The organism is Staphylococcus sp. GDY8P67P (assembly GCF_017892545.1).
In the GTDB taxonomy this organism is placed as follows: domain Bacteria; phylum Bacillota; class Bacilli; order Staphylococcales; family Staphylococcaceae; genus Staphylococcus; species Staphylococcus ureilyticus.
In genome coordinates, this window is sequence record NZ_JAESLH010000004.1 from 47351 (window position 1) to 69510 (window position 22160).

22 protein-coding genes are annotated in these 22160 nt (G+C 33.3%); 10 read left to right on the forward strand and 12 right to left on the reverse strand.

The window, feature by feature from the left end; all coding sequences use genetic code 11:
• Nucleotides 1-167: 167 nt before the first annotated feature.
• Nucleotides 168-1559, reverse strand: a complete 1392-nt coding sequence (locus tag KA833_RS00335; protein WP_046207565.1) for an MFS transporter — start codon at nt 1557-1559, stop codon at nt 168-170.
• A gap of 346 nt (nt 1560-1905) precedes the next feature.
• On the opposite strand from KA833_RS00335, the gene KA833_RS00340 reads away from it, so the two are divergent.
• The 9 genes from KA833_RS00340 (at nt 1906) to KA833_RS00380 (ending at nt 10344) form a co-directional block, all read left to right on the forward strand.
• Nucleotides 1906-3663, forward strand: a complete 1758-nt coding sequence (locus KA833_RS00340) for a sensor histidine kinase (protein ID WP_046207564.1) — start codon at nt 1906-1908, stop codon at nt 3661-3663.
• Nucleotides 3660-4424: a response regulator transcription factor LytR gene (locus KA833_RS00345; protein ID WP_046207563.1), complete on the forward strand. Its 765-nt coding sequence runs from the start codon at nt 3660-3662 to the stop codon at nt 4422-4424. Before KA833_RS00340 ends, KA833_RS00345 begins: the two co-directional genes overlap by 4 nt.
• A 120-nt stretch (nt 4425-4544) precedes the next feature.
• Entirely contained in the window at nt 4545-4988 is a 444-nt protein-coding gene (lrgA, locus tag KA833_RS00350) for an antiholin-like murein hydrolase modulator LrgA (RefSeq protein WP_046207562.1), read from the forward strand.
• On the forward strand, nt 4985-5686 hold the full coding sequence (gene lrgB / locus KA833_RS00355; protein ID WP_019468801.1) for an antiholin-like protein LrgB: 702 nt from the start codon (nt 4985-4987) through the stop codon (nt 5684-5686). Before lrgA ends, lrgB begins: the two co-directional genes overlap by 4 nt.
• A 363-nt stretch (nt 5687-6049) precedes the next feature.
• The gene (locus KA833_RS00360; RefSeq protein ID WP_019468800.1) at nt 6050-6562 is read left to right on the forward strand and encodes a DUF4242 domain-containing protein; all 513 of its coding nucleotides are present in this window, start codon (nt 6050-6052) and stop codon (nt 6560-6562) included.
• Between the two features lie 250 nt (nt 6563-6812).
• Complete coding sequence (locus tag KA833_RS00365; RefSeq protein ID WP_210128232.1) at nt 6813-7553, forward strand: ABC transporter ATP-binding protein; 741 nt, start codon at nt 6813-6815, stop codon at nt 7551-7553.
• Nucleotides 7554-7566: 13 nt separating this feature from the next.
• On the forward strand, nt 7567-8526 hold the full coding sequence (locus KA833_RS00370; protein ID WP_046207560.1) for an ABC transporter substrate-binding protein: 960 nt from the start codon (nt 7567-7569) through the stop codon (nt 8524-8526).
• A 5-nt stretch (nt 8527-8531) separates the two neighbouring features.
• Complete coding sequence (locus KA833_RS00375; protein ID WP_046207559.1) at nt 8532-9293, forward strand: ABC transporter permease; 762 nt, start codon at nt 8532-8534, stop codon at nt 9291-9293.
• A 13-nt stretch (nt 9294-9306) separates the two neighbouring features.
• Nucleotides 9307-10344: an acyl-CoA dehydrogenase family protein gene (locus KA833_RS00380; protein ID WP_210128231.1), complete on the forward strand. Its 1038-nt coding sequence runs from the start codon at nt 9307-9309 to the stop codon at nt 10342-10344.
• A 199-nt stretch (nt 10345-10543) separates the two neighbouring features.
• On the opposite strand, the gene KA833_RS00385 is transcribed toward KA833_RS00380, so the two are convergent.
• The 10 genes from KA833_RS00385 to KA833_RS00430 form a co-directional block, all read right to left on the reverse strand.
• On the reverse strand, nt 10544-11305 hold the full coding sequence (locus tag KA833_RS00385) for an alpha/beta hydrolase (RefSeq protein WP_073344091.1): 762 nt from the start codon (nt 11303-11305) through the stop codon (nt 10544-10546).
• Between the two features lie 15 nt (nt 11306-11320).
• Complete coding sequence (locus KA833_RS00390; protein ID WP_019470117.1) at nt 11321-12013, reverse strand: ABC transporter permease; 693 nt, start codon at nt 12011-12013, stop codon at nt 11321-11323.
• The gene (locus tag KA833_RS00395) at nt 12013-12954 is read right to left on the reverse strand and encodes an osmoprotectant ABC transporter substrate-binding protein (protein ID WP_070657958.1); all 942 of its coding nucleotides are present in this window, start codon (nt 12952-12954) and stop codon (nt 12013-12015) included. Before KA833_RS00395 ends, KA833_RS00390 begins: the two co-directional genes overlap by 1 nt.
• Nucleotides 12955-12969: 15 nt before the next feature.
• Nucleotides 12970-13605, reverse strand: coding sequence for an ABC transporter permease (locus tag KA833_RS00400; protein WP_019470115.1), 636 nt, complete (start codon nt 13603-13605; stop codon nt 12970-12972).
• Entirely contained in the window at nt 13605-14789 is a 1185-nt protein-coding gene (locus KA833_RS00405; protein WP_019470114.1) for a betaine/proline/choline family ABC transporter ATP-binding protein, read from the reverse strand. The genes KA833_RS00400 and KA833_RS00405 overlap by 1 nt, the downstream gene beginning before the upstream one ends.
• A 289-nt stretch (nt 14790-15078) precedes the next feature.
• Entirely contained in the window at nt 15079-15546 is a 468-nt protein-coding gene (locus KA833_RS00410) for a thioesterase family protein (RefSeq protein WP_046206815.1), read from the reverse strand.
• Nucleotides 15547-15558: 12 nt separating this feature from the next.
• Nucleotides 15559-16512 carry a 3-hydroxyacyl-CoA dehydrogenase NAD-binding domain-containing protein gene (locus KA833_RS00415; RefSeq protein ID WP_019470112.1) on the reverse strand — a complete coding sequence of 318 codons (954 nt, stop codon included), beginning with the start codon at nt 16510-16512 and terminating at the stop codon, nt 15559-15561.
• Nucleotides 16512-17399, reverse strand: coding sequence for a beta-keto acid cleavage family enzyme (locus KA833_RS00420; RefSeq protein WP_019470111.1), 888 nt, complete (start codon nt 17397-17399; stop codon nt 16512-16514). The genes KA833_RS00415 and KA833_RS00420 overlap by 1 nt, the downstream gene beginning before the upstream one ends.
• 179 nt (nt 17400-17578) lie before the next feature.
• The gene (locus KA833_RS00425; RefSeq protein ID WP_046206814.1) at nt 17579-18139 is read right to left on the reverse strand and encodes a TetR/AcrR family transcriptional regulator; all 561 of its coding nucleotides are present in this window, start codon (nt 18137-18139) and stop codon (nt 17579-17581) included.
• A 235-nt stretch (nt 18140-18374) separates the two neighbouring features.
• Nucleotides 18375-18971 carry a YdeI/OmpD-associated family protein gene (locus tag KA833_RS00430; protein ID WP_046206813.1) on the reverse strand — a complete coding sequence of 199 codons (597 nt, stop codon included), beginning with the start codon at nt 18969-18971 and terminating at the stop codon, nt 18375-18377.
• A gap of 408 nt (nt 18972-19379) precedes the next feature.
• Here KA833_RS00430 and KA833_RS00435 point away from each other — a divergent pair, with 408 nt between their 5' ends.
• Nucleotides 19380-20750 carry a CitMHS family transporter gene (locus KA833_RS00435; protein ID WP_210128230.1) on the forward strand — a complete coding sequence of 457 codons (1371 nt, stop codon included), beginning with the start codon at nt 19380-19382 and terminating at the stop codon, nt 20748-20750.
• A 154-nt stretch (nt 20751-20904) separates the two neighbouring features.
• On the opposite strand, the gene KA833_RS00440 is transcribed toward KA833_RS00435, so the two are convergent.
• Nucleotides 20905-22083 (reverse strand): MFS transporter, encoded by a 1179-nt coding sequence (locus tag KA833_RS00440; RefSeq protein ID WP_210128229.1) that lies wholly within the window; start codon nt 22081-22083, stop codon nt 20905-20907.
• Between the last annotated feature and the right edge of the window lie 77 nt (nt 22084-22160).

A 22160-nucleotide genomic window follows, 5' to 3' on the forward strand; every position in this document is an offset into this window, starting at 1 on the left:
AATTTTACTGTACATTTCAAACTAATTTACGCATATGAGGTTTGTCTATATCCTAATTTTTTCATATATACTACTCTAAAAAATGCACCCTTCTATGCTTGATGCTTAATCTAGCATAGAGGATGCATTTCATTTTGTTATTTACTTCAAAAATCTTATTTCCATAACTAATTATTAAATTGCTTTTTCGGAACTAATAACCATACAAATACAAATGCAATGATTGCTAATGCAGCATTAAACCACAGTCCATACATGGCACCAACATGAATATTGTCACGAGCTGACATAATCGTAAATATTGTCCCTGAAATAGCTACACCAAATGAGTTACCAAGTGAAGATGCCATTTTATATACACCAGACGCGACACCTACCTTATCTTCTGGCGCAGTAGTAACAGCTGTATCTGTTGAAGGTGTGGCATACATACCTAAGCCCACACCATAAATTAAGTAACCTAACACACAACTGATGACATAAACAGGTGTAGGTAAAAAGGTTAACGAGATTAATAGAATCCCTATCGCATTAAGCCCTGCACCTATAAGCATTGGTTTTTTAGGACCGATTTCCTGTAGGATTTTTTCTCCGACTCTAATCATGATTAAAACAGCTACTAAGTAAGTAATAGTCATCATACCAGATTGGAATGAGGTGAAATGTAATCCCGATTGAAAATAAGTATTCGCAACAATAAGCGTCCCTGCTACAGCATTTAGTAAAAAGTTTGACACTGTAGCACCACTGTATGCTTTATGTTTAAAAAGTTTAAAATCTATCAATGGGTTTTTAACTTTGTTTTCAAATAATATAAATACAATAATTGAAATGATGAATATCACAATTAACATCAAAATAAGCGGTGAAAAGAAACCATAATTTGAAGATTGTGTAATGATTAAATTGACACTCAGCATTGCAACTATTAATATAATTAGCCCTACAAAATCAAATTTGGCACGTTTTGATGCCTCGGTTTGAACGGCTTTCGTTTCTGGCGTGTGTTTGATTAAATACATAGACACTAAAGCTACTATTATTGAAATAATAAATATAGATCGCCATCCTACAAAGGTAGCCATGATGCCACCAAAAAACGAACAAATTCCAGTACCACCCCATGAACCGATAGACCAGTAACTTAACGCACGTTGTCGCCTTCTTCCAATATAGTATTCATTTATAATTGCTAATGTCGAAGGCATGATACATGCTGCAGATAGCCCCTGTATTGCTCTCCCAAGTACTAACAAAGGGACAAATCCTGGAATGATAATAAGTAATGATCCAAGAACGCTTAAAGTCAAACCGATATAAGTCATTTTGACCCTACCATATCGATCTGCAAGTCCTCCTGTACCTACAACAAACAAACCACATAATAATGCGGTTAAACTTACGGCTACGTTAATCGTTCCATAACTAGTTGTGAAAGATGTTTCTAATGCAGGAACGATATTAACGAGCGATTGAGCAAACAACCAAAATGTTATTACGCTTAAAAAAATACCTGAAAGAAGTCTGTTATCTCCTTCAAATGGTTGTTCTGATTCCATATTATTTTGCCTCCTAAATCCCCGTAAAACAACCATAATCATTATTAATGATTTAACTTGTCCAGCTCCAAAACATTTTCTCTTGCCTTATAATAATGATTACATGGTAAACATGACTTTTTAAAATTCAAAACATTTTTTAAAAAAGTCAATAAGATAAAAATAACATTTACTTCAATTTATTGCTAAAAAAAGAGCACGCAAAGTGTATTAAGTAACTTTTTAATTATTCCACAAAATATATTGATAGCGTTTAGAAATTTTATTTTTTCTATAAGAATAATTAATACATAATCAAAATTATGTATTATACTAGATAGACAAATTATCTATAAAGGTGTATGAGATGTTAAATTTATTTATTTTATTACTAGAACGTGTAGGTCTTATTATTATTATCGCTTATATATTAATGAATATTAATCACTTTAAAACAATGATGAATCAAAGAGATAAACGAAGTTCACAATGGCAGCTCATCATCATTTTCGGGTGTTTCTCTATGATTTCAAACTTCACAGGTATACAAATCAATGGCAATGAAGTCGTTAATGGTAGCGTCTATAATCACTTAGATCCTGAGGCTTCTCTCGCAAATACGCGCGTACTTACCATAGGCGTTTCAGGGTTAATTGGAGGACCATTCGTCGCTATTTTTGTCGCAATAATTTCAGGCATTTATCGTGTTTATATTGGTGGTGCTGATGCTTATATTTATCTGATTTCATCTATATTTATTGCGCTAGTATCCGGTTATTTTGGTTATAGAGCAATGCGTGCACGTCAGTATCCTACCATAGTTAAAGGTACTATCATTGGAGGTACTACAGAAGTTATTCAAATGATTTGTATCTTAATCTTTTCTGATAATACGGAGCATGCTTGGTCACTAGTTAAATTAATTGCTTTACCTATGATTTCAATCAACTCAATCGGTACAGCAATTTTTTTATCAATTATATTATCGACAATCAAACAAGAAGAAGAAACACGTGCTATTCAAACACACGATGTTTTACAACTAGCAAATGAAACATTACCATTTTTCCGCTCGGGATTAAATGAGCATTCTGCCAAACAAGCAGCTACCATTATTTTAGATCTTATGCGTGTTTCGGCAGTCGCTATCACTAATCGTAAAGATATATTAACGCATGTAGGTGCAGCAAGTGATCATCATGTTGCCCAAAAACAAATCATTACCAATCTTTCAAAACAGGCAATACAAGCAGGTACTTTAAAAGAAGCATATTCAAGGGAAGATATTGGTTGCAATCATCCTGAATGCCCGCTTGAAGCAGCCATTGTCGTTCCATTAAGAGTCAAGAATGATGTTATTGGTACTTTAAAACTATATTTTACTAATAGGCACGATGTTTCTCATTCCGACAAACAGTTAGCATCTGGTCTTGCAGAGATATTTTCTAGTCAACTTGAATTAGGACAAGCTGAAACACAAAGCGCTTTAGTTAGAGATGCCGAAATCAAATCACTACAAGCACAAGTAAATCCGCACTTCTTTTTCAATGCCATTAACACAATTTCTGCCTTAGTCAGAATTGATAGTGAAAAAGCAAGAAAGTTACTGTTACAGCTCAGCCAATTTTTCCGCTCAAATTTACAAGGTGCACGTAACAATACGATTTCACTTGAAAAGGAATTGCAACAAGTTGAGGCTTATTTATCACTGGAACAAGCACGTTATCCAGATCGTTTTGATGTTTCATTCAATATTGAAGATTCATGTTATGGTGCACTTGTACCACCATTTGCAATACAAATACTTATAGAAAATGCCATCAAACATGCCTTTAAAAACCGTAAATATAACAATCGTATTATCGTAACCGCTTATAAAACAGCAGATGGATTATATATATCAGTTGAAGATAATGGTTCAGGAATCCCTGATGATAAAATTAATAATATAGGTAAAACACGTGTTTATTCTGATTTAGGCACAGGTAGCGCCTTAGAGAATTTAAATCACAGATTGGAAGGCTTATTTGGTATTACAGCTAAAATGCATATTCATTCCAGCAAAGAAGGTACCAACGTAAGTTATACTATTCCATTTTTCATAAGAGAGGACGAAAAACATTGAAAGCAATTATTGTAGATGATGAACCTTTAGCGCGTAACGAACTTCATTACTTATTAAATGAAATTCGTACGTTTGATGTAATTAATGAAGCAGAAAATGTTTCAGAAACATTAGAACTCTTACTTTATGATCGTTATGATGTAATTTTTTTAGATATTAATTTAATGGAAGAGAGTGGACTCGATTTAGCAAATAAAATTAACAAAATGCAAAACCCACCACATATTATTTTTGCTACGGCACATGATACTTTCGCCGTTAAAGCTTTTGAGCTAGATGCGACGGATTATATTTTAAAACCATTCGAACAAAAACGTATTGCACAGGCCATCCATAAAGTTGAAACAGCGCTCGATCACGATACTTATAAACAAGCAAATGATGTCAGCCAGCATCAAAATGATGCACACAAAGAAAATACGCCAACTTCACAAATGGTTTTACCTATTGAAGTAGATGAGCGTATTCATATCATTAATTTAGAAGATATTATTGCTATTTCTGTTAATAACGGTATTACTACAATCAACACCTTACAAGAAAATTATCATACAACTGAACCACTTAACCATTACGAAAAAAAAATTGCGGATCCTTTGTTTATGAGAATTCACCGTGCCACGCTTGTTAATAAAGTACACATACAAACAATAGAACATTGGTTTAACTATACCTATCAACTTACGATGACAAATGCATTAAAATTCCAAGTCAGTCGCTCATATATGAAAACGTTCAAGCAGAATATGGGCTTACTTTGAATGTCACATCGTAATTAATGCAACTCAGTATATACGTTTCGTAATTCACCTTTAAAACGACTAGTAGCAACCGTTTTCATATTATAATTAACTCAAGATTAATTCGGGAGGAAATACATTATGGAAACAAACAAAAAACAAGCTGAGAAGCAGCCTAGTCATTCAAAAACGTATAACTTTTTTCATCAAGTACTAGTGTTGGCAATCATCATGCTTTTATCAAATATTATCGAAAGTTTCATGCCTATTCCAATGCCAGCATCAGTGATAGGTCTAGTCTTATTATTTATCGCTTTATGTACAGGGATTGTTAAACTTGGGGAAGTTGAAAAAGTGGGTACGACGCTAACAAATAATATTGGTTTCTTATTTGTACCTGCAGGTATTTCAGTTATTAATTCTTTAGGCGTATTAAGCCAAAGTCCGATCTTGATTATATTGCTAATTATCATTTCTACAATCTTATTATTACTATGCACAGGATTTTTCTCACAAATGTTAATTACAAAATCATTTATACCTAAGAAAAGAAAACCTAAACAGTTAGCGGAGGAAAAATTATGATTGAACATTTAGGCATTAACACACCATATTTTGGAATTTTATTATCTATTATACCTTTTATCGTAGCAACGATATTATTCAAGAAGACGAATGGCTTCTTTTTATTTACACCATTATTTGTCAGCATGGTCTTCGGTATAGCATTTCTAAAGTTAACAGGTATAGATTATGCAAATTATAAAATCGGTGGCGACATCATCAATTTCTTTTTAGAACCTGCAACTATCTGTTTTGCGATTCCGTTATATAAAAGACGTGACGTGCTTAAGAAATATTGGAAACAGATCCTTGGTGGTATTGCTTTCGGAACGACAGCTGCTTTGGTATTTATCTATTTCATTGCAAGTGCTTTCCAATTTTCAAATGAAATCATTGCATCTATGTTACCACAAGGTGCTACCACTGCCATTGCTTTACCAGTATCAGCCGATATTGGTGGTATTAAAGAACTAACATCATTGGCAGTAATCTTAAATGGTGTCATTATTTATGCTTTAGGTTCCAAACTCATTAAATTATTTAACATTACAAACCCTATTGCTCGTGGGCTCGCACTTGGTACAAGTGGCCATTCATTAGGAGTGTCATCTGCACAAGAATTTGGTGAGACAGAAGCTTCAATGGCCTCTATTTCACTAGTAATCGTAGGTGTAATCGTAGTCGTTGTTGCACCAATTTTAGCAACAGTCTTACTATAATATCTAAAATCACAACGATAAAAAGTTAGAACATAAACAATGCTTGCTCAAGCTTAAGCGTCAATTTCTATGATAAATATAGAAGTTGACGTTTTCTTTAGTTTTATGAAACCTAAAATTTTCTCCCCCCGTTTTTTCTTATATTTAATACAGTTTAATTAAATATAAATGTTTATATCATTTTATATACGTTTTGAAATTTTTTAAAAATTAACGTTACATGTTTCCCGAAAGATTTTACTTTACATAGAATATAATTTTTAACAATTATCAGAAAATTAAAATAACATCCTTTTATATCCTTGTATTTTGATAAGAATTATAGTACTATGCATTTATTATAAACATTGGAGGTTCTATTAAATGACATTATATTTACTCGAAGCAAATAATCTTGATTTCGCAAAGTCTAAAAAAGACTTAGAAGATAAAGCAGCAAAACTCACTACTGGTGAAGTACCAACATTAATTGAAGTACAAGCAACAGAAGATTTAACACATGGCTATTTTATTGTAGAAGCGAACAGTGATACAGAAGCTAAACAATTTCTTGAAGATGCATCTATCAACATTAATTTAGTTAAAGAAGTACGTTTAGTAGGTAAAGACTTAGAAGAAGTTAAAAAAGGTGATGCACACGTTGATTATCTTGTTACGTGGAACATCCCAGAAGGTATCACAATGGATCAATATTTAGCGCGTAAAAAGAAAAATTCTGTCCACTATGAAGAAGTCCCTGAAGTTCAATTCCAACGTACTTATGTATGTGAAGATATGTCAAAATGTATCTGCTTATATGATGCACCTGATGAAGACGCCGTTCGTCGTGCAAGAAAAGCTGTAGATACACCTATTGATGATATTGAAAAATTATAACTAAACTTTCTCTTTATATTTATAATTCCACAGGTTTAGTTAGCAAAAGTTATTTATAAGTATGTATCACTCGTCACACCATTGCTAGCTAACAATCTTATTTAAGCTAAAAATTGGGGTAAACTTATAAATAACCTAAACACTATTCAAGGAGCGGCAATATGAAATCAAATGATACATTTTAGATTTCTGCCGCTTTTTTTTTCATCAAAAAACATATTAATTAGATAGGAATAATAGAGGTGTTGCCATGATTCGCATTAATCACATCCAACATCAATTTGGAGACCATCGTGTTATCGATGATTTTAATTTAAATATTGAAAAAGGTAAAATAGTTACTTTTCTAGGTAAAAGTGGTTGCGGAAAGTCTACCATGTTAAACATTATAGGCGGATTTTTAACACCTTCGTCAGGTACTGTTAAAATTGAAAATCAATTAAAACAAAATCCATCACCTGATTGTTTAATGATTTTTCAGCATCATAATTTACTGCCGTGGAAAAACATTAATGACAACATTCGTTTAGGGTTAAATCGCGAATTGAGTGATGATGAAATCAATAATTATTTAAAATATGTTGATTTAGATCATAAAGGAAAGACGTTTCCAGAGCAATTATCTGGAGGAATGAAACAACGCGTAGCACTTTGCCGTGCACAAGTCCATCAACCCAAAGTCATATTGATGGATGAACCATTAGGCGCACTGGATGCTTTTACACGTTATAAATTACAAGATCAACTTGTGCAACTCCAAAAACAATCTACAGCTACGATTATATTAGTTACGCATGACATTGATGAAGCCATTTACCTTTCTGATCACATTATCTTACTCGGCGATGGCTGTAATATTATAAGCCAATATTCAATTGAACAATCACATCCGAGAAATAGAAATGATAGTTATTTATTAACTTTAAGAAATAATATTATGGAAAAATTCGCATTAAACCACCATCAAGCAGAACCTGAATATTACATATAAGGAGTTGTAACTATTGAAAAAAATAATCATCTTTCCAATAATTATGATCCTTATACTAAGTGCATGTAATAATCAATCTATACAGAAGAATAATCAACATAATCAACCGCAAAAGACTTTAAAAATTGGTTATTTGCCAATTACACATTCTGCTAACTTAATGATGACTCAAAAAGTAAAAGCACAAGCTAAACATAATGGTTATAAATTAAAATTAATTAAGTTTAATAATTGGCCAGATCTTATGGATGCATTAAATAGTGGGAGAATTGATGGCGCATCAACCTTAATAGAATTAGCTATGAAATCTAAACAAAAGGGTGCTGATATTAAAGCAGTTGCGCTAGGACACCACGAAGGTAACGTCATTATGGGACAAAAAGGTGAAACGGTAAACAATTTTAATAATGAGCATCAATATCGATTTGCCATCCCTCATCGTTATTCAACGCACTACTTATTATTGGAAGAAATGAGAAAACAATTAAATTTGAATGCTCAAACATTCAGTTATCATGAAATGGCTCCAGCAGAAATGCCAGCTGCCCTAAATGAACATAGAATTTCTGGATATTCTGTGGCCGAACCTTTTGGCGCATTAGGAGAAAAGTTAGGCAAAGGAAAAACTTTAAAACATGGTAATGAAGTGATTCCCGATGCATACTGTTGTGCTTTAGTACTTAGAACTGACTTAATAAAAGATCAAAAACATGTTGCTCAAAGTTTTATATCTGATTATAAAAAAGCTGGATATCGAATGAATGATAAATCACAAAGTGTTGATATTATGTCTAAGCACTTTAAACAAGATCGAAAAGTATTGGAACAATCTGCAGAATGGACATCATATGGCAATTTATCAATTAATGAAGATGGTTATCAAAAAATTACACAGTTGATTAACCAACATCAACTTTTCGAAACACCATCTTATAAATCATTCGTTGATCCAACACTGTATAAGGAGGCATAAGCAGCATGTCAGGTAATTTAATTAAAAAGCAAACTTTACCTATACTAACATTCATACTTTTCTTATTTATTTGGCAATGTGTCATTTGGATTGGAGATTATAAACCGATATTACTCCCAGGTCCTATCCTAGTAGCTCAGAGTATTTGGCATTTTATTATTACCGGGGAAATATTTACCCATCTGGGCATCAGTTTATTTCGATTTTTTATTGGATTTAGTATCGCAATTTTAATTGGTGTCCCAACAGGTTTTATTTTAGGTCGAAGCACCTTATTGCACACTGCAATAGAACCGTTATTTCAACTTATACGACCTATTTCACCTATAGCTTGGTCGCCATTTGTTGTTTTATGGTTTGGTATTGGCAGTTTACCAGCAATGGCTATCATCTTTATCGCTGCTTTTTTCCCGATTGTATTTAGTACGATTAAAGGCGTTAGGAATGTTGAGCCACAATACTTAAAAATTGCGTCAAATATGAATTTAAGTGGTTGGACGTTATATCGTAACATCTTATTCCCTGCTTCATTTAAACATATTATGGCTGGTATTCACATGGCAGTGGGAACAAGTTGGATTTTCTTAGTTTCAGGTGAAATGATTGGAGCCCAATCTGGACTAGGATTTTTAATCGTAGATGCGCGTAATATGTTAAATTTAGAAGATGTATTATCAGCGATCTTCTTTATTGGACTCTTTGGATTTTTGATAGATAGAATAATTAGTTATTTAGAAAAATTAATTTTAATCAGATTTGGAGAATAAAGGAGTAATTTATATGACTTTACAAAAACGTATTGAAACAGAATTAGATCCCTATGTTATTGAAATTGATGAAGGGAGTTATTACCCACGACCATTCATTCAAGGCTTATTTAGAGATGGCTATTTTTCTGAAAATGACTTAAAAAATAATCTAGAAGTCATTGAAGAAGTCTCAAAATCCTGCTTAACTACAGGTTTTTGTCTATGGTGTCAATTAGCATTTTCAACTTATTTACAACACGCAAATCAACCACATTTAAATAAAACTTTACAGCAACAGTTGTTAAATGGAGAAATTTTAGGAGCAACAGGTTTATCTAACCCTATGAAATCTTTTAACGATTTAGAATCATTCAATTTAACACATCATTATAATGACAACACATTAATTATTAATGGCAAATTACCTGCAATAAGTAATATTGCGTCTGATCATTATTTTGGAGCAATTTCTAAAGCAAATGATACAGATGAGTTAGTGATGTTTATTGTAAAAGCGAATCAAAAAGGTATAACTTTAGATGAAAAATCAAATTTCTTAGGTGTCAATGGGTCGGCTACATTTGCTATTGAAATGAAAAACGTAGAGATTCCTGAATCACAAATTATAACAAAAGAAGCAAAAAGTTTTGCTTCTGCCATTCGACCACAATTTGTAGCTTTACAAATTCCTATAGCGCTCGGTTCAATCAGAGCTTCGTTAGATTTAATTCATAAATTTTCTGACGCACAAAATGGCATCAATAAATACTTAGAATTCGATATCAATGCGTATGAAAACCAATATAAACAGCTTAAAAACGCGTTTTATCATATTATTGAAAACGATAATTTAGACGATAATTTTGCTGAACTGATCAAAATTAAAAAAGAAGCTGGTTACCTATTATTAGAAGTAAATCAAGCTTCGATGGTAAACGGTGGTTCTAGAGCATATTCTCCACGTGCGCCACAAGCTCGTAAATTGAAAGAAGGTTTCTTTTTCGCTGCACTTACACCTACATTGAGACATTTAGGAAAATTAGAAGAAGAATACCGCACTACAGTTTAGTAAACGAGTATAGATGGAAAATCAAAATCATCGAAACATAATGACGACATCAAAAATTCGACAATGATATAAAATGATCGTCTAATATAAAAATAAATGGCTAATCCCTATCATCATCAAGTGGATTAGCCATTTTGTATTTAAATTGATTTCGTCGTCTCGACTTTAAACGTTACTCAGTGATATGAGTCACCATATATTACCCTTTTACTAACCAGTCTATAGCACGTTTGATAGCATAGTCCCAATAAGCATAATCATGCTCACCTGGCCCATCCTCAAAACAATATGAAATTTGCTTTTCATCTAGATATTTAATAAATTTTTTATTATCTTCATGTAGTGCATCTTCTGTACCACACATAATTAATAAATCTGGTATCTCTTTACCTTGTTGAATTGCCTGGTCAACTAAATAATATGGGTCTAAGTCATTACCTGTAGCATTTTTTGAAACACCTGCAATTGCTTCTCCAGAATAATCGTACCAATCATAATCCATGAACGTCTGAGCATCATATACTGCCGATAAGGGACAAGCCTTTGCAAATCGATGTCCCTCAGCTAATGCAAACTTGATTGTTCCGTAACCTCCCATGGAATGACCAGCGATAAAATTATCTTCTCTCTTTTGTGACAAAGGTAAAATTTGATGTGCATAATCAAGTACTTCTAGCACATAATCATAATACTTATGACCAAAAACCATATTACTATAACCACTGTGATCTGCATTAGGCATAATAACTGCAAGTTGATGCTCATTCGCATAGCGCTCTATATTTGTGTAACGCATATACGAAGTTTCATCACTAGACAAACCATGCAGTAATAATAGTGTTTTTAGTGGTTTAGGCTGTGTACCTTTTTTGAAATAACTTTCATCCTCTGGAAGAATTACCATAAAATGATGATGCATACCTATTGTCTTTGAATTGTAATTAATCGATAATAGTGCCAATGATTTCACGACCTTCTATTCATTAATACTTTGCGGCTTAGTTTTACCTCTTTTTTCTGCTTTATGTGCAGGATCTAAACGTTTCTCCAATAATCTTAAACCGACATCTATAATAATAGCGATTAATGCGATTGGTATCGCACCAGCTAAGATAAACGTTGTACCATCTGTAGCGTTTGTTCCTCGGATAACGATGTCACCTAATGTAGGTGCACCAATAAATGAACCAACTGCTACAACACCAATTGCAACAACCAGTGCAATTCTTAATCCACCTAATATGACTGAGAGTGATAAAGGTAACTCAATCATTCTTAATACTTGATTTCGTGTCATACCCATACCTTTACCAGCATCTTTAATATTCGCATCAACACCCATTATACCTGTATAAGTATTTTTTATAATCGGTAATAGCGCATATAAAAATACTGTTACCACGACTGTAGTAGTACCTAATCCCATGACAAGCATGAGTATCGCTAACATTGCAATAACCGGAACGGTTTGAATAATATTCGCGATAGTAATAATAACACCAGAAAACTTACTATATCTTGCAATTATGATACCAATTGGAATACCAACAATAGATGCAAAGAGTACACCGTAAACAGACATTAATAAATGTTTTAAAAATAAATCCCAAAGGTAGCCATAGTTGACTGAATAATATTCTACTAATTGTTGTAATAAATTACCTTCCATTAGTTTTGACCACCTTTCTTATCATTTTCAAAATAATTATGTTTTTTTAAGAAGTTCTCAGCAACGACTGCTGGTTCTTGTCCTTCACCATCTGCTTGATAATTAAGTTTTTGCATTTCAGATGTCGAAACTTTTTTGTCTAGTTTATTGATGATTGGTTTTAACTCTGGATGTTTATCTAACAATTCATTCGTAGCAACCGCACTTGCATCATATGGTGGGAAAAATTGTTTATCATCCTTTAAAACTTTTAAGTCATACGCTGCAATACGTCCATCTGTTGAATAACCTACAGCTACATCTAAATTATTAGAGTTTAATGCATCATATACTAAACCAATTTGCATTGGTCTGATAGTATCAAATTTAAACCCATATTCTTTTGTAAATCCAGGATAACCGTCACCTTCACGGTTTAACCAAGAACTATCTACACCGAGTTTAAGTTCAGGATGCTTTTTCAAATCAGATACAGTTTCTAAATTATATTTTTCTGCTGTTTCCTTAGTGACCATAAATGCGTATGTGTTAGCAAAACCGTAAGAGTTAAAGAAGGTTTGGTCGAATTTTTTTTGGAAACCATCTTGAGTTGCTTCCATAGCTTTTTTAGGATCTTTAATTGGATCTTCATTTAAGGCACCAGTTAAATCAGTACCATTATATCTAGCACCTGACATATTCGCGTCACCATTTACTAACGCATTGTGTTGAATGGTACTTGATCCTAAATTATTAATTAAAGTGGGTTTAATTTCACCATTTGTATCGTGTTCTATTAACAGTCTCAACATATGAGACATAATTTGTGATTCACTTGTTGCAAGTGCTGTGATTTTAATATCTTGTTCTGAACTGTTGCTACCTAATCCTGGTAAACTACATCCAGATAAGACCGTCAGACACAACACAAGCACAATACAATATTGTTTCAATTTCTTCATAATGTCCTCCTTAAATTATCTGGATACTTTTAATCCCTTAGGTACAGCCCATCTTTCTACTAGTGACAGTAGGAAATCTACGATCAATGCTAAAGCAGTGACTAACACTGCTGCACTTACAATCATTAATGGGTCATACAAGTTTAATCCATTAAATACAAAATCACCTAAACCACCTGCGCCTACATAACTGGCTAAAGTTGCCCAACTAATTACGTAAACAGAAGATAAACGAATACCTCCTAGTATAAGCGGTAAGGCTAACGGTAATTCCACATCTTTCATTAATTGAAAACGTGTCATACCCATACTTGTGCCTGCTTCTTTAATGTTATCATCTATGTTTTGCACACCTAATACAGTATTATTTAAGATTGGCAATAATACATAAATAAATAAAGCTACAATTGCAGGTAATTTACCCACACCAAAGATTGGAATCATGACTGCTAACACTGCTAATGTTGGTATCGTTTGTAACACACCAGCAATAGTTAGCACAATATTAGATGTTCTTTTCATTTTTGATAATAAAATACCCAATGGTACAGCGATGACGATAGCAATTAACAAAGCGATGATTGAGATATAGAAATGTTCAACGGTTTTTGATATCAGTTGACCACCATACTGCTCTACAAAATCTTTCATTACTTATCAGCTCCTACATTATCGGGCTCAACAATAGCATTTTTTTGTGCACTAACATCTTCGTCTAACTCGCCCCAAATACTATCGTAAACGATGTCAACTAAGTTTGCTCTTGTAACTAGTCCAATCAATGTCTCTTCATCACTATCTACAACTGGTACATTTCTTACATTTCGTTTTAATATCGTACGCACCGTATCTTGTAATTTACTATCTACTCTTACTCTGTATATATCACGTTGCATTGTGTCAATGAGTTCTTTATGAGCTCGTAAACCTTGGTTAATATCTTCTATATCTAAATATCCAAGTAATCTATCATTATTACCTACGACAAATAATGTATCGACACGTCGATCTCTCATAACCTTAACCGCTTCATTTAATGAACTATCTGCATGTACAGTTACTGGTCGGATCATTGCATCTTTGACGGTTCTCATATTAGGTCTATCTTGAATCAATCTATTTTGACCAATAAAGTCACGTACGAAATCGTTTGCAGGATGTCGTAAAATATTATCTGGTGTATCATATTGAACGACTTTTCCTTCAGACATAATACAAATTTTATCTGCCAATTTAATCGCTTCATCCATATCATGTGTGACAAAAATAAATGTTTTACCTAATTTTTGTTGCAGTTCTTTAACCAAATCCTGTAATGTATCTCTCGTAATTGGATCTAACGCACCGAATGGCTCATCCATTAAAATAACATCTTGTTCAGCTGCTAAAGCACGCACAACACCAATACGTTGTTGCTGTCCTCCAGACAATTGTGAAGGATATCTATCTAAGTATTCTTCTGGTAAATCTACTAATTTTATCAATTCTTTAGCTTTTTTTTCTTTCTTTTCATCAGACCATTTTAATAATTTAGGTACTAAGACTATATTCTCTTTAATGGTCATATGAGGCATTAGACCAATTTGCTGAATCACATAACCAATTTTTCTACGTAATTCAACGGCGTTCATTTTGCGCACATTTTTACCATTGATTGCAATTTCGCCTTCTGTAGCCTCTATCATTCTATTTATCATTCTTAAAGCAGTAGTCTTCCCACTCCCACTCGTACCGATAAACGCTATAAATTCACCAGATTCGATTTCCAATGATATATTATCTACAGCTTTTTTTGTGCCACCATAGACTTTAGATAAGTTTTTTATACTTAACATGTGTTAATTCCTTTCTATATTTGTATTTTCATTTAACATTTCATTTATAAATATAGGGCTAACTGTGGATGTTATACAAATCCGAAAATAAGTAAAAACATGTAGCACAACTAGCCCTACTTTATTCATGTGTTGGTCAAAAATATCAATTTTGACTAATTTTTTTCATCCTATATCTATTAAGATAACTCAACAAATGAAAATAAACAATTTATAACCTTAAGTTTTGTTAATTAAACTATTGAAATTAATTATCAATTCAATAGCTCAAAACAATGTTTCAAAAATATTATTTTCGTTTTATGCCAATCAGTCGACCTAATTCTTTTGGCGCTTCATGAATTGTTCCAACTTTAGCATAATCATCTATAGCATTTTTTATTTGTTCAGGGAAAGCTGCAGGTCTGCCTATTGTAGTGTCCATGCCCATAAGCATTACTTCATATGTTGCACAACGGTTATTTTGAGCATCTACTAAAGTCATAAAAACATGTAAACGTTTGGCATCATAATCATATAGACTTACGTTCACAGTAATAAGCTCAGCTACGCTTATTTCTTTTAAATACACTACATGATTTTCTAAAGTGAACACTGTATAATTCAATTTTTTAATTGTATTCACATCTAAGCCTAGTGATGCCAACCATGCATCTGTGGCATCACTAAATACTCGATTATATTCAGCGTCATTCATGTGCTGATTATGATCGACCCAAATATCTTTAACAGTGGTTTGATATTGAAATTGAGTCATATGAACCTCCAATTATTTAATACCCTTTTTCATTGATGCAGTGTCTTCTGGCCAATATGCTTCAGCTAATTCTTTCACTTTAACTAAGAATTCATTACGCTTTTGGTCTAATTCTGACATCGTTTGCCCTTGTGAAGCCGTTTCACAACCATTTACCACATTATCATATAAATCCTGAGTTAGTTCAGGCGCAATTAATTTTGTCCATGGTTTCTTCAGTGCTGGACCAAATTGTTTCAACATATGACGCATGCCGCCTTCTCCTCCAGCAAGATGGAATGTCATAAATGGTCCATACTGTGCATAACGTAAACCTGCTGCATGGGTAAATGCTTTATCTACTTCTTCAGTAGTTGCTATTCCTTCATTAACAATGTGTAATGATTCTCGCCATAGTGCCTCCATCAATCTATCTGCGATGTGTCCTTCAATTTCATGTCTGACATGTAGCACATCCATACCAATGCTTTCGTACACTTTTTCTGCTTCTACTGTGACAGCTTCAGTTGTTTCTTTACCAGGTACAATTTCAACTAATGGCAAAATGTATACTGGGTGAAACGGATGTGCAACAACCAAACGTTCAGGATGTTTTAAATTCTGTTGTAATTCTGAAGGCATAATGCCAGAAGTACTAGAACCAATAATGGCATCCTGACGTGCATAGGTATCGATTTCAGATAATACCTGTGCTTTTAGTTCTTCAATTTCTGGAACATTTTCTTGAATATGATCTGCATCTTTAACAGCCTCTTCTAAGCTTACCGTAAACGATAAATTCTCTAAAGACGCCCCCTCTGCTAAACCTTGTTGCTCAGCATATGGCCAGTTTTGTTTCACTTGTTTTAACATGCTTTCATAAGCACCTTCACTGGGATCTGTCGCAATTACTTCGTGACCATGCGCTAAAATACGCGTAATCCAACCACTACCTATAACGCCCGTACCTACAACTGCAAATTTCATTATTTGCCTCCTTTAGGATCTCTAAGTTGGTATTGCTCACGCGCTTCAGCCGGTGTCATTGGCTCTATATCTAATGTTTTTAGTATTTCAACTGCACGTTCAACTAGTTGTTCATTTGAAGCTTTAACACCTTTTGATAAATACAAGTTATCTTCTAAACCTACGCGGACATTTCCACCACGTTTCGCCGCTTCTTCTACAGTTGGTAGTTGCATTCTCCCAATACCAAAAGCTGACCAATGTGCATTTTCAGGAATACGTGTTTTAAAATATTCAATTGTCTCTGCATCGTTTTCAGCACCCCATGGAATACCTAGACAGAATTGGAACATGGGTTCGCCTTCAATGAGACCTTCATTAATTAATTGTTTTGCAAATGAAATATGCCCACTATCAAAGCATTCTAATTCAGGTTTTACACCTGCATCTTTTACTAATTGTGCTTGTTTTCTTAACCAATCAGCTGGGCTTAAGTAAACAGCGTCACCCATATTCACACTACCACAATCAAGTGTGCACATTTCTGGTAATAATGCGCCAATCGCTTCATGTCTTTCTTCAGGTGTTTGCATATCTGAACCTTCACCTGCTGTATATGGATCTTCTAGGTTAGGGATAAAATCTCCGCCACCACCTGAAGTAATATTAATAATAATATCTTCATCAGCTTCTCTTATTAATCTTACTGCTTCTTTAAAAAATTCAACATCATGGCTTATGCCGCCTGTTTCTGGGTCACGTGCATGAATGTGTGCAACAGTAGCCCCTGCTTTCGCACATTTAATTGCTGAATCTGCAATTTCCTGAGGTGTTACAGGAACACTTTTATTTTTTTCTACAGTATCTCCAGCACCTGTTAAAGCTGCTGTTAGCATAACTTTTTTCATATATAAACCTCCAACAGAGTTTTGATCACAGTTGATAGTGTACCAACCGGACGGTTTAGTTTCAACCCTTGCTACAGCTAAAAAAAGGGATAAGTGATGGTTTGTCATCACTTATCCCTATAGCATCAATACTTTCAACGAATCGAAAATTTTATTATTTTTTTATAATTTCAACTTTTTCATGCATCTTTTAATTCGATTTGTTTGTTTTCTGTATAAGATGTTAGTCGTTCTAAAACTTTTGCTCTCATTGTTTCATCAAGTGCGTCTAGTCCAAATATTTCCGATAACCATAAGCCGTCCACTGCTAAACGTATGATTGTTGCATCGACTTTATCAATGCCATCTTTTTCAATTTTTTCTTGCCAATCTTTATAGGTATCTTGTAGTGGTAATAATAAATTACTATTAATACCCTGTGCAGCCAGCATACCAGAAGTAATTGATGCATTTTCTGAACGGTGTTCTCTAGTAGCTTCAATAAATGCACGCAATAATTTGCCAACTTCTTGTGTCTCATTTTTAACATGTTCATTCACATTATTTCGATACAACTCATCTGCATGATCCACAAGTCCTTGTATCAATGCGAATTTATTTTTAAAATGATACAGTAAACCACCTTTACTAACACCTGCTTTTTTAGCAACTGCATCAAGTGTTAAATACTCACTACCTTGCTCATTTACGATAGCCGCTGCTGCTTCTAATAGTTGAATACGTTTAGACACTCTTGCCATATCTACACCTTCTCTTACAAAATATTACTTGATTCATCTACTATATTTATATTTGAGCAAACTATAAACGATAAATGACAAAGTTGCAAGATTAATCTAGATTTTATAAACGACGCGTTATCTATTTTTAAATAAATACGATGGTTTGGTTCAACTAAAATACGATTAAAAAATTTTGACAACCACGAACACTTTTTTGTCATTGAAGACTTAAGTCATGCTATAGCTTAATTGGTTACTTATCATTCATGCCTTTACCTTCTAGGATATGATTGATATACTTTTCAACTCTATTTTCCCTTGTTGAAGCACGTTTAGCTTGACCTATATAATACATATATTGACGTTGTCTTCCAGGCGTTAAATTATTAAATGCTTCTTTTAACTCTGACGAAGCTTCTAATTTATTTTTCAATTCCTCAGGCATATCGAATTCTTCTGTCGTTTTCATCGGTACTTTTTCACCCGACTTTTCTACTCTAATGGCTTCTTCTACATACCAAGCAATTTCGTCTTTACGTTGTTCTATTTCGTCTAAACTTTCAAATCTCAACTGGCGAGCAGCTTGAACATTTTTCGTTTGTTGAATTAAAGTATGATATGGATCTTTCATAATGGCACCTTTTTCAAATAACAATGCACAATAATGTTTAAAATCTTGAATGATGACAACATTTTTATTGTCCAAAGTATAACAAGGATGCATCCATTTATAATCTTCTGTTAATTCTGTTTGGTTGATTATATTTCTTAGTACTTTAAAAGCATCTTGCCATTGATCTAAGCGTTCAATAAACGCATCTACTTTATCATTTTTAATTGATTCACTCATAAAAAACCGCCTTTTATTTTAATTTTACTATAAATATATACATTTAATCTATACTATCTTTTATATCATGTTAACTACTTATTTTCTAAAAATATAATGTATATTTATATCTTTAATAATTCAAAACATTTTTAAAACTATTTTTAAATGCACCCAATTAAAATAACCCTTTATTGATATACTTAACATTACTCTGTTACAAAACCCATCCATCATCATAATAATACTATTTGAAAATACATTTGTTTTACTTATAATTTAATATAAGTAAAATTATATAACTATTTATATATATTACTGATACACACCTCTTTTCTCTGTTACACTTATAAATAATCACTTTTTAGAAGTGTAAACAATAATTGTTCAGTTTTTTGTAAGCGCTTTAATATTTGGAGGGGATATTTTATGCAACAAGAGAGTGTTTGGCTAACAATTATGGGGTTAATTATTATTATTTCCATTGTTGGTTTACTAATTGCGAAACGTATTAGTCCAGTTGTAGGCATGATCTTAATACCGAGTGTGGGGGCACTCATATTAGGTTACAATATAGGTGATTTAGTAAAATTCTTTAATAGTGGCTTAGATCAAGTCATTAACGTCGTCATCATGTTTATTTTTGCAATTATTTTCTTCGGCATTATGAGTGACGCTGGGTTATTTAAACCATTGGTAAAACGTTTGATTTTGCTTACTAGAGGTAATGTTGTAGTTGTTTGTATTGTAACTTCACTTATCGGAATATTCGCGCAACTTGATGGTGCTGGTGCCACAACATTTTTATTATCAATACCAGCATTATTACCGTTGTATAAAGCACTAAATATGAATCGGTATCTACTACTTTTGTTACTCGGACTAAGTGCATCGATTATGAACATGGTGCCATGGGGTGGTCCTATGGCTCGTACAGCTTCAGTAATTCATTTTAAAAACGTCAATGAATTATGGTATGGTGTCATACCTGTTCAAATTATCGGTTTTATTTTAGTTTTACTATTCGCTGTATTTTTAGGTTTTCGAGAAAAAGCAATCATACAACGTAAAATCAATTCGGGAGAAGTAACTAATACACAAGATGTGGATATACATAAATTGGTTGAAATATACGAACAAGATCAAGATATCAAATTTCCAATTCGTGGTGTTGCCGTTACGAAACCTTGGATTAATTGGATTAACGTAATACTTACACTTGCTATCATTGTAGTCATGCTAGCTAATATTGCTCCGCCTGAATTTGCATTTATGATTGGTGTTGCGATTGCTTTGATTATTAACTTCCCAAATGTAGACGAACAAATGAGTAGGCTTAAGGCTCATGCGCCAAACGCACTTATGATGGCAGCCGTCATTATCGCAGCGGGTATGTTTTTAGGTGTACTTAATGAAACTGGTATGCTTGAAGCAATAGCAGTAAGCTTTATCCATATTATACCGAATGCCGTTGGCCCATACTTACACATTATTGTCGGTATCTTCGGTGTACCACTAGATTTATTAACAAGTACGGATGCTTATTATTTTGCAATCTTACCTATTGTTGAACAGACAGCCGGTCAATTTGGTGTGTCATCTGTGTCAACAGCATATGCGATGTTAATTGGAAATATTATTGGTACGTTTGTCAGTCCTTTTTCACCTGCATTATGGTTAGCAATAGGGCTTGCAGAAGCAAATATGGGAACATATATAAAGTATGCGTTCTTTTGGATATGGGGCTTTGCCATCGTCATGTTAATTATCGCTATGTTAATCGGAGTAGTTACATTTTAATTTCTAAACCGTGTGCATTTAGTAAAAACATTTGTACAAAAATAAAAACAGGGTGTCGAACAGAAATTACATTTCATTGTTCCACGCCCTGTTTTTATTTATATATAACTAAATTTTGCAGTCTTTTAATATGATTGGCCCATGCTTCAAATTATTAAGCTTTATTGTATTTAGCGACATTTTTAAGGCTAATCACTAAAATAAATGCTACTAACGCAATTGCAGCTGAAAAATAAGTAGTTGCGTAGACATTTAGGTTCGATACTACTAAGCCACCTACAATACCGCCGATACCGATACCTGCGTTTAAACTAGACATATTCCAGCTCATCACTTGGCTCGTATCACCCTCAACATGTTCTATAATGCCACTTTGCACAGCTGGATTCGTACTCCATTGCATGATATTCCAAATGAAAATAACCATGAGTAATAAAGCTGTACCTGGTAAAAACATATTAAGAATAAGCATCATAACAATAAATACGGCTGTCGCAATAACCAACCAGCGTTTGCTTGTAAGTCTATCTGATAAAAATCCACCCATTGATGTTCCGATTACACCGGCAATACCGTTGATTAATAATGCAATAGAAACAAATGATAATTGATGCCCACCGGAAAGGATTAGCGGATTAATATAAATAAACGTCACCGAGTTGGCTACTAATAATAAAAATGTAATGCTCAAATATTTTGTAACTTCGGCAGGTCTTAACACTTTAGAATAAGTGTTTGAACGATTTGAACCTGCTTCCGTTTCAGTATTTGACGATAGATGATCACTTAGCTTCGGTACATATATATACATTAGAATTCCAACGAATAAACTAATAATCACAATAAATAAAAACGTGTATCTCCAACCAACTAAATCGCCAATTACTGTCCCGATTGGCACACCAAACACATTTGCCCCACTAAAGCCAGAATACACAATACCGATCATTTTCCCTCGGTGTTGTGGTGCAGTTAATAACGCAGTTAAAGCTAATATTTTAACCACAATTAATGCTGCAGCTGCAGATGATAAGATACGTCCAATCACTAAAATAGAAAAATTAGGAGCACTCGCAATAATAATATTGCCTACAACAAATACAAACAATGCCCACAATAAAACCATTCGCGGTGAAAAGCTATTCGTTAACTTTACTAAAATAGGGCCTGCTACTGCAAAGGTAATGGCATATAAGGTAACTAATTGTCCAATGATTGCTTCAGAAACATGCAAATCATTACTCATCAAGTTCATAATACCTGCAACCATCATTTCAACCATTCCTACAATAAATATACTTAATATAAAGGTAAATATGCGCATAACTGACATAAATATCCTCCTCTCTTTAATCTGATTTGAAAAATTCTATAACTGCTACATTATAAACCATTCGTCAATATATATGA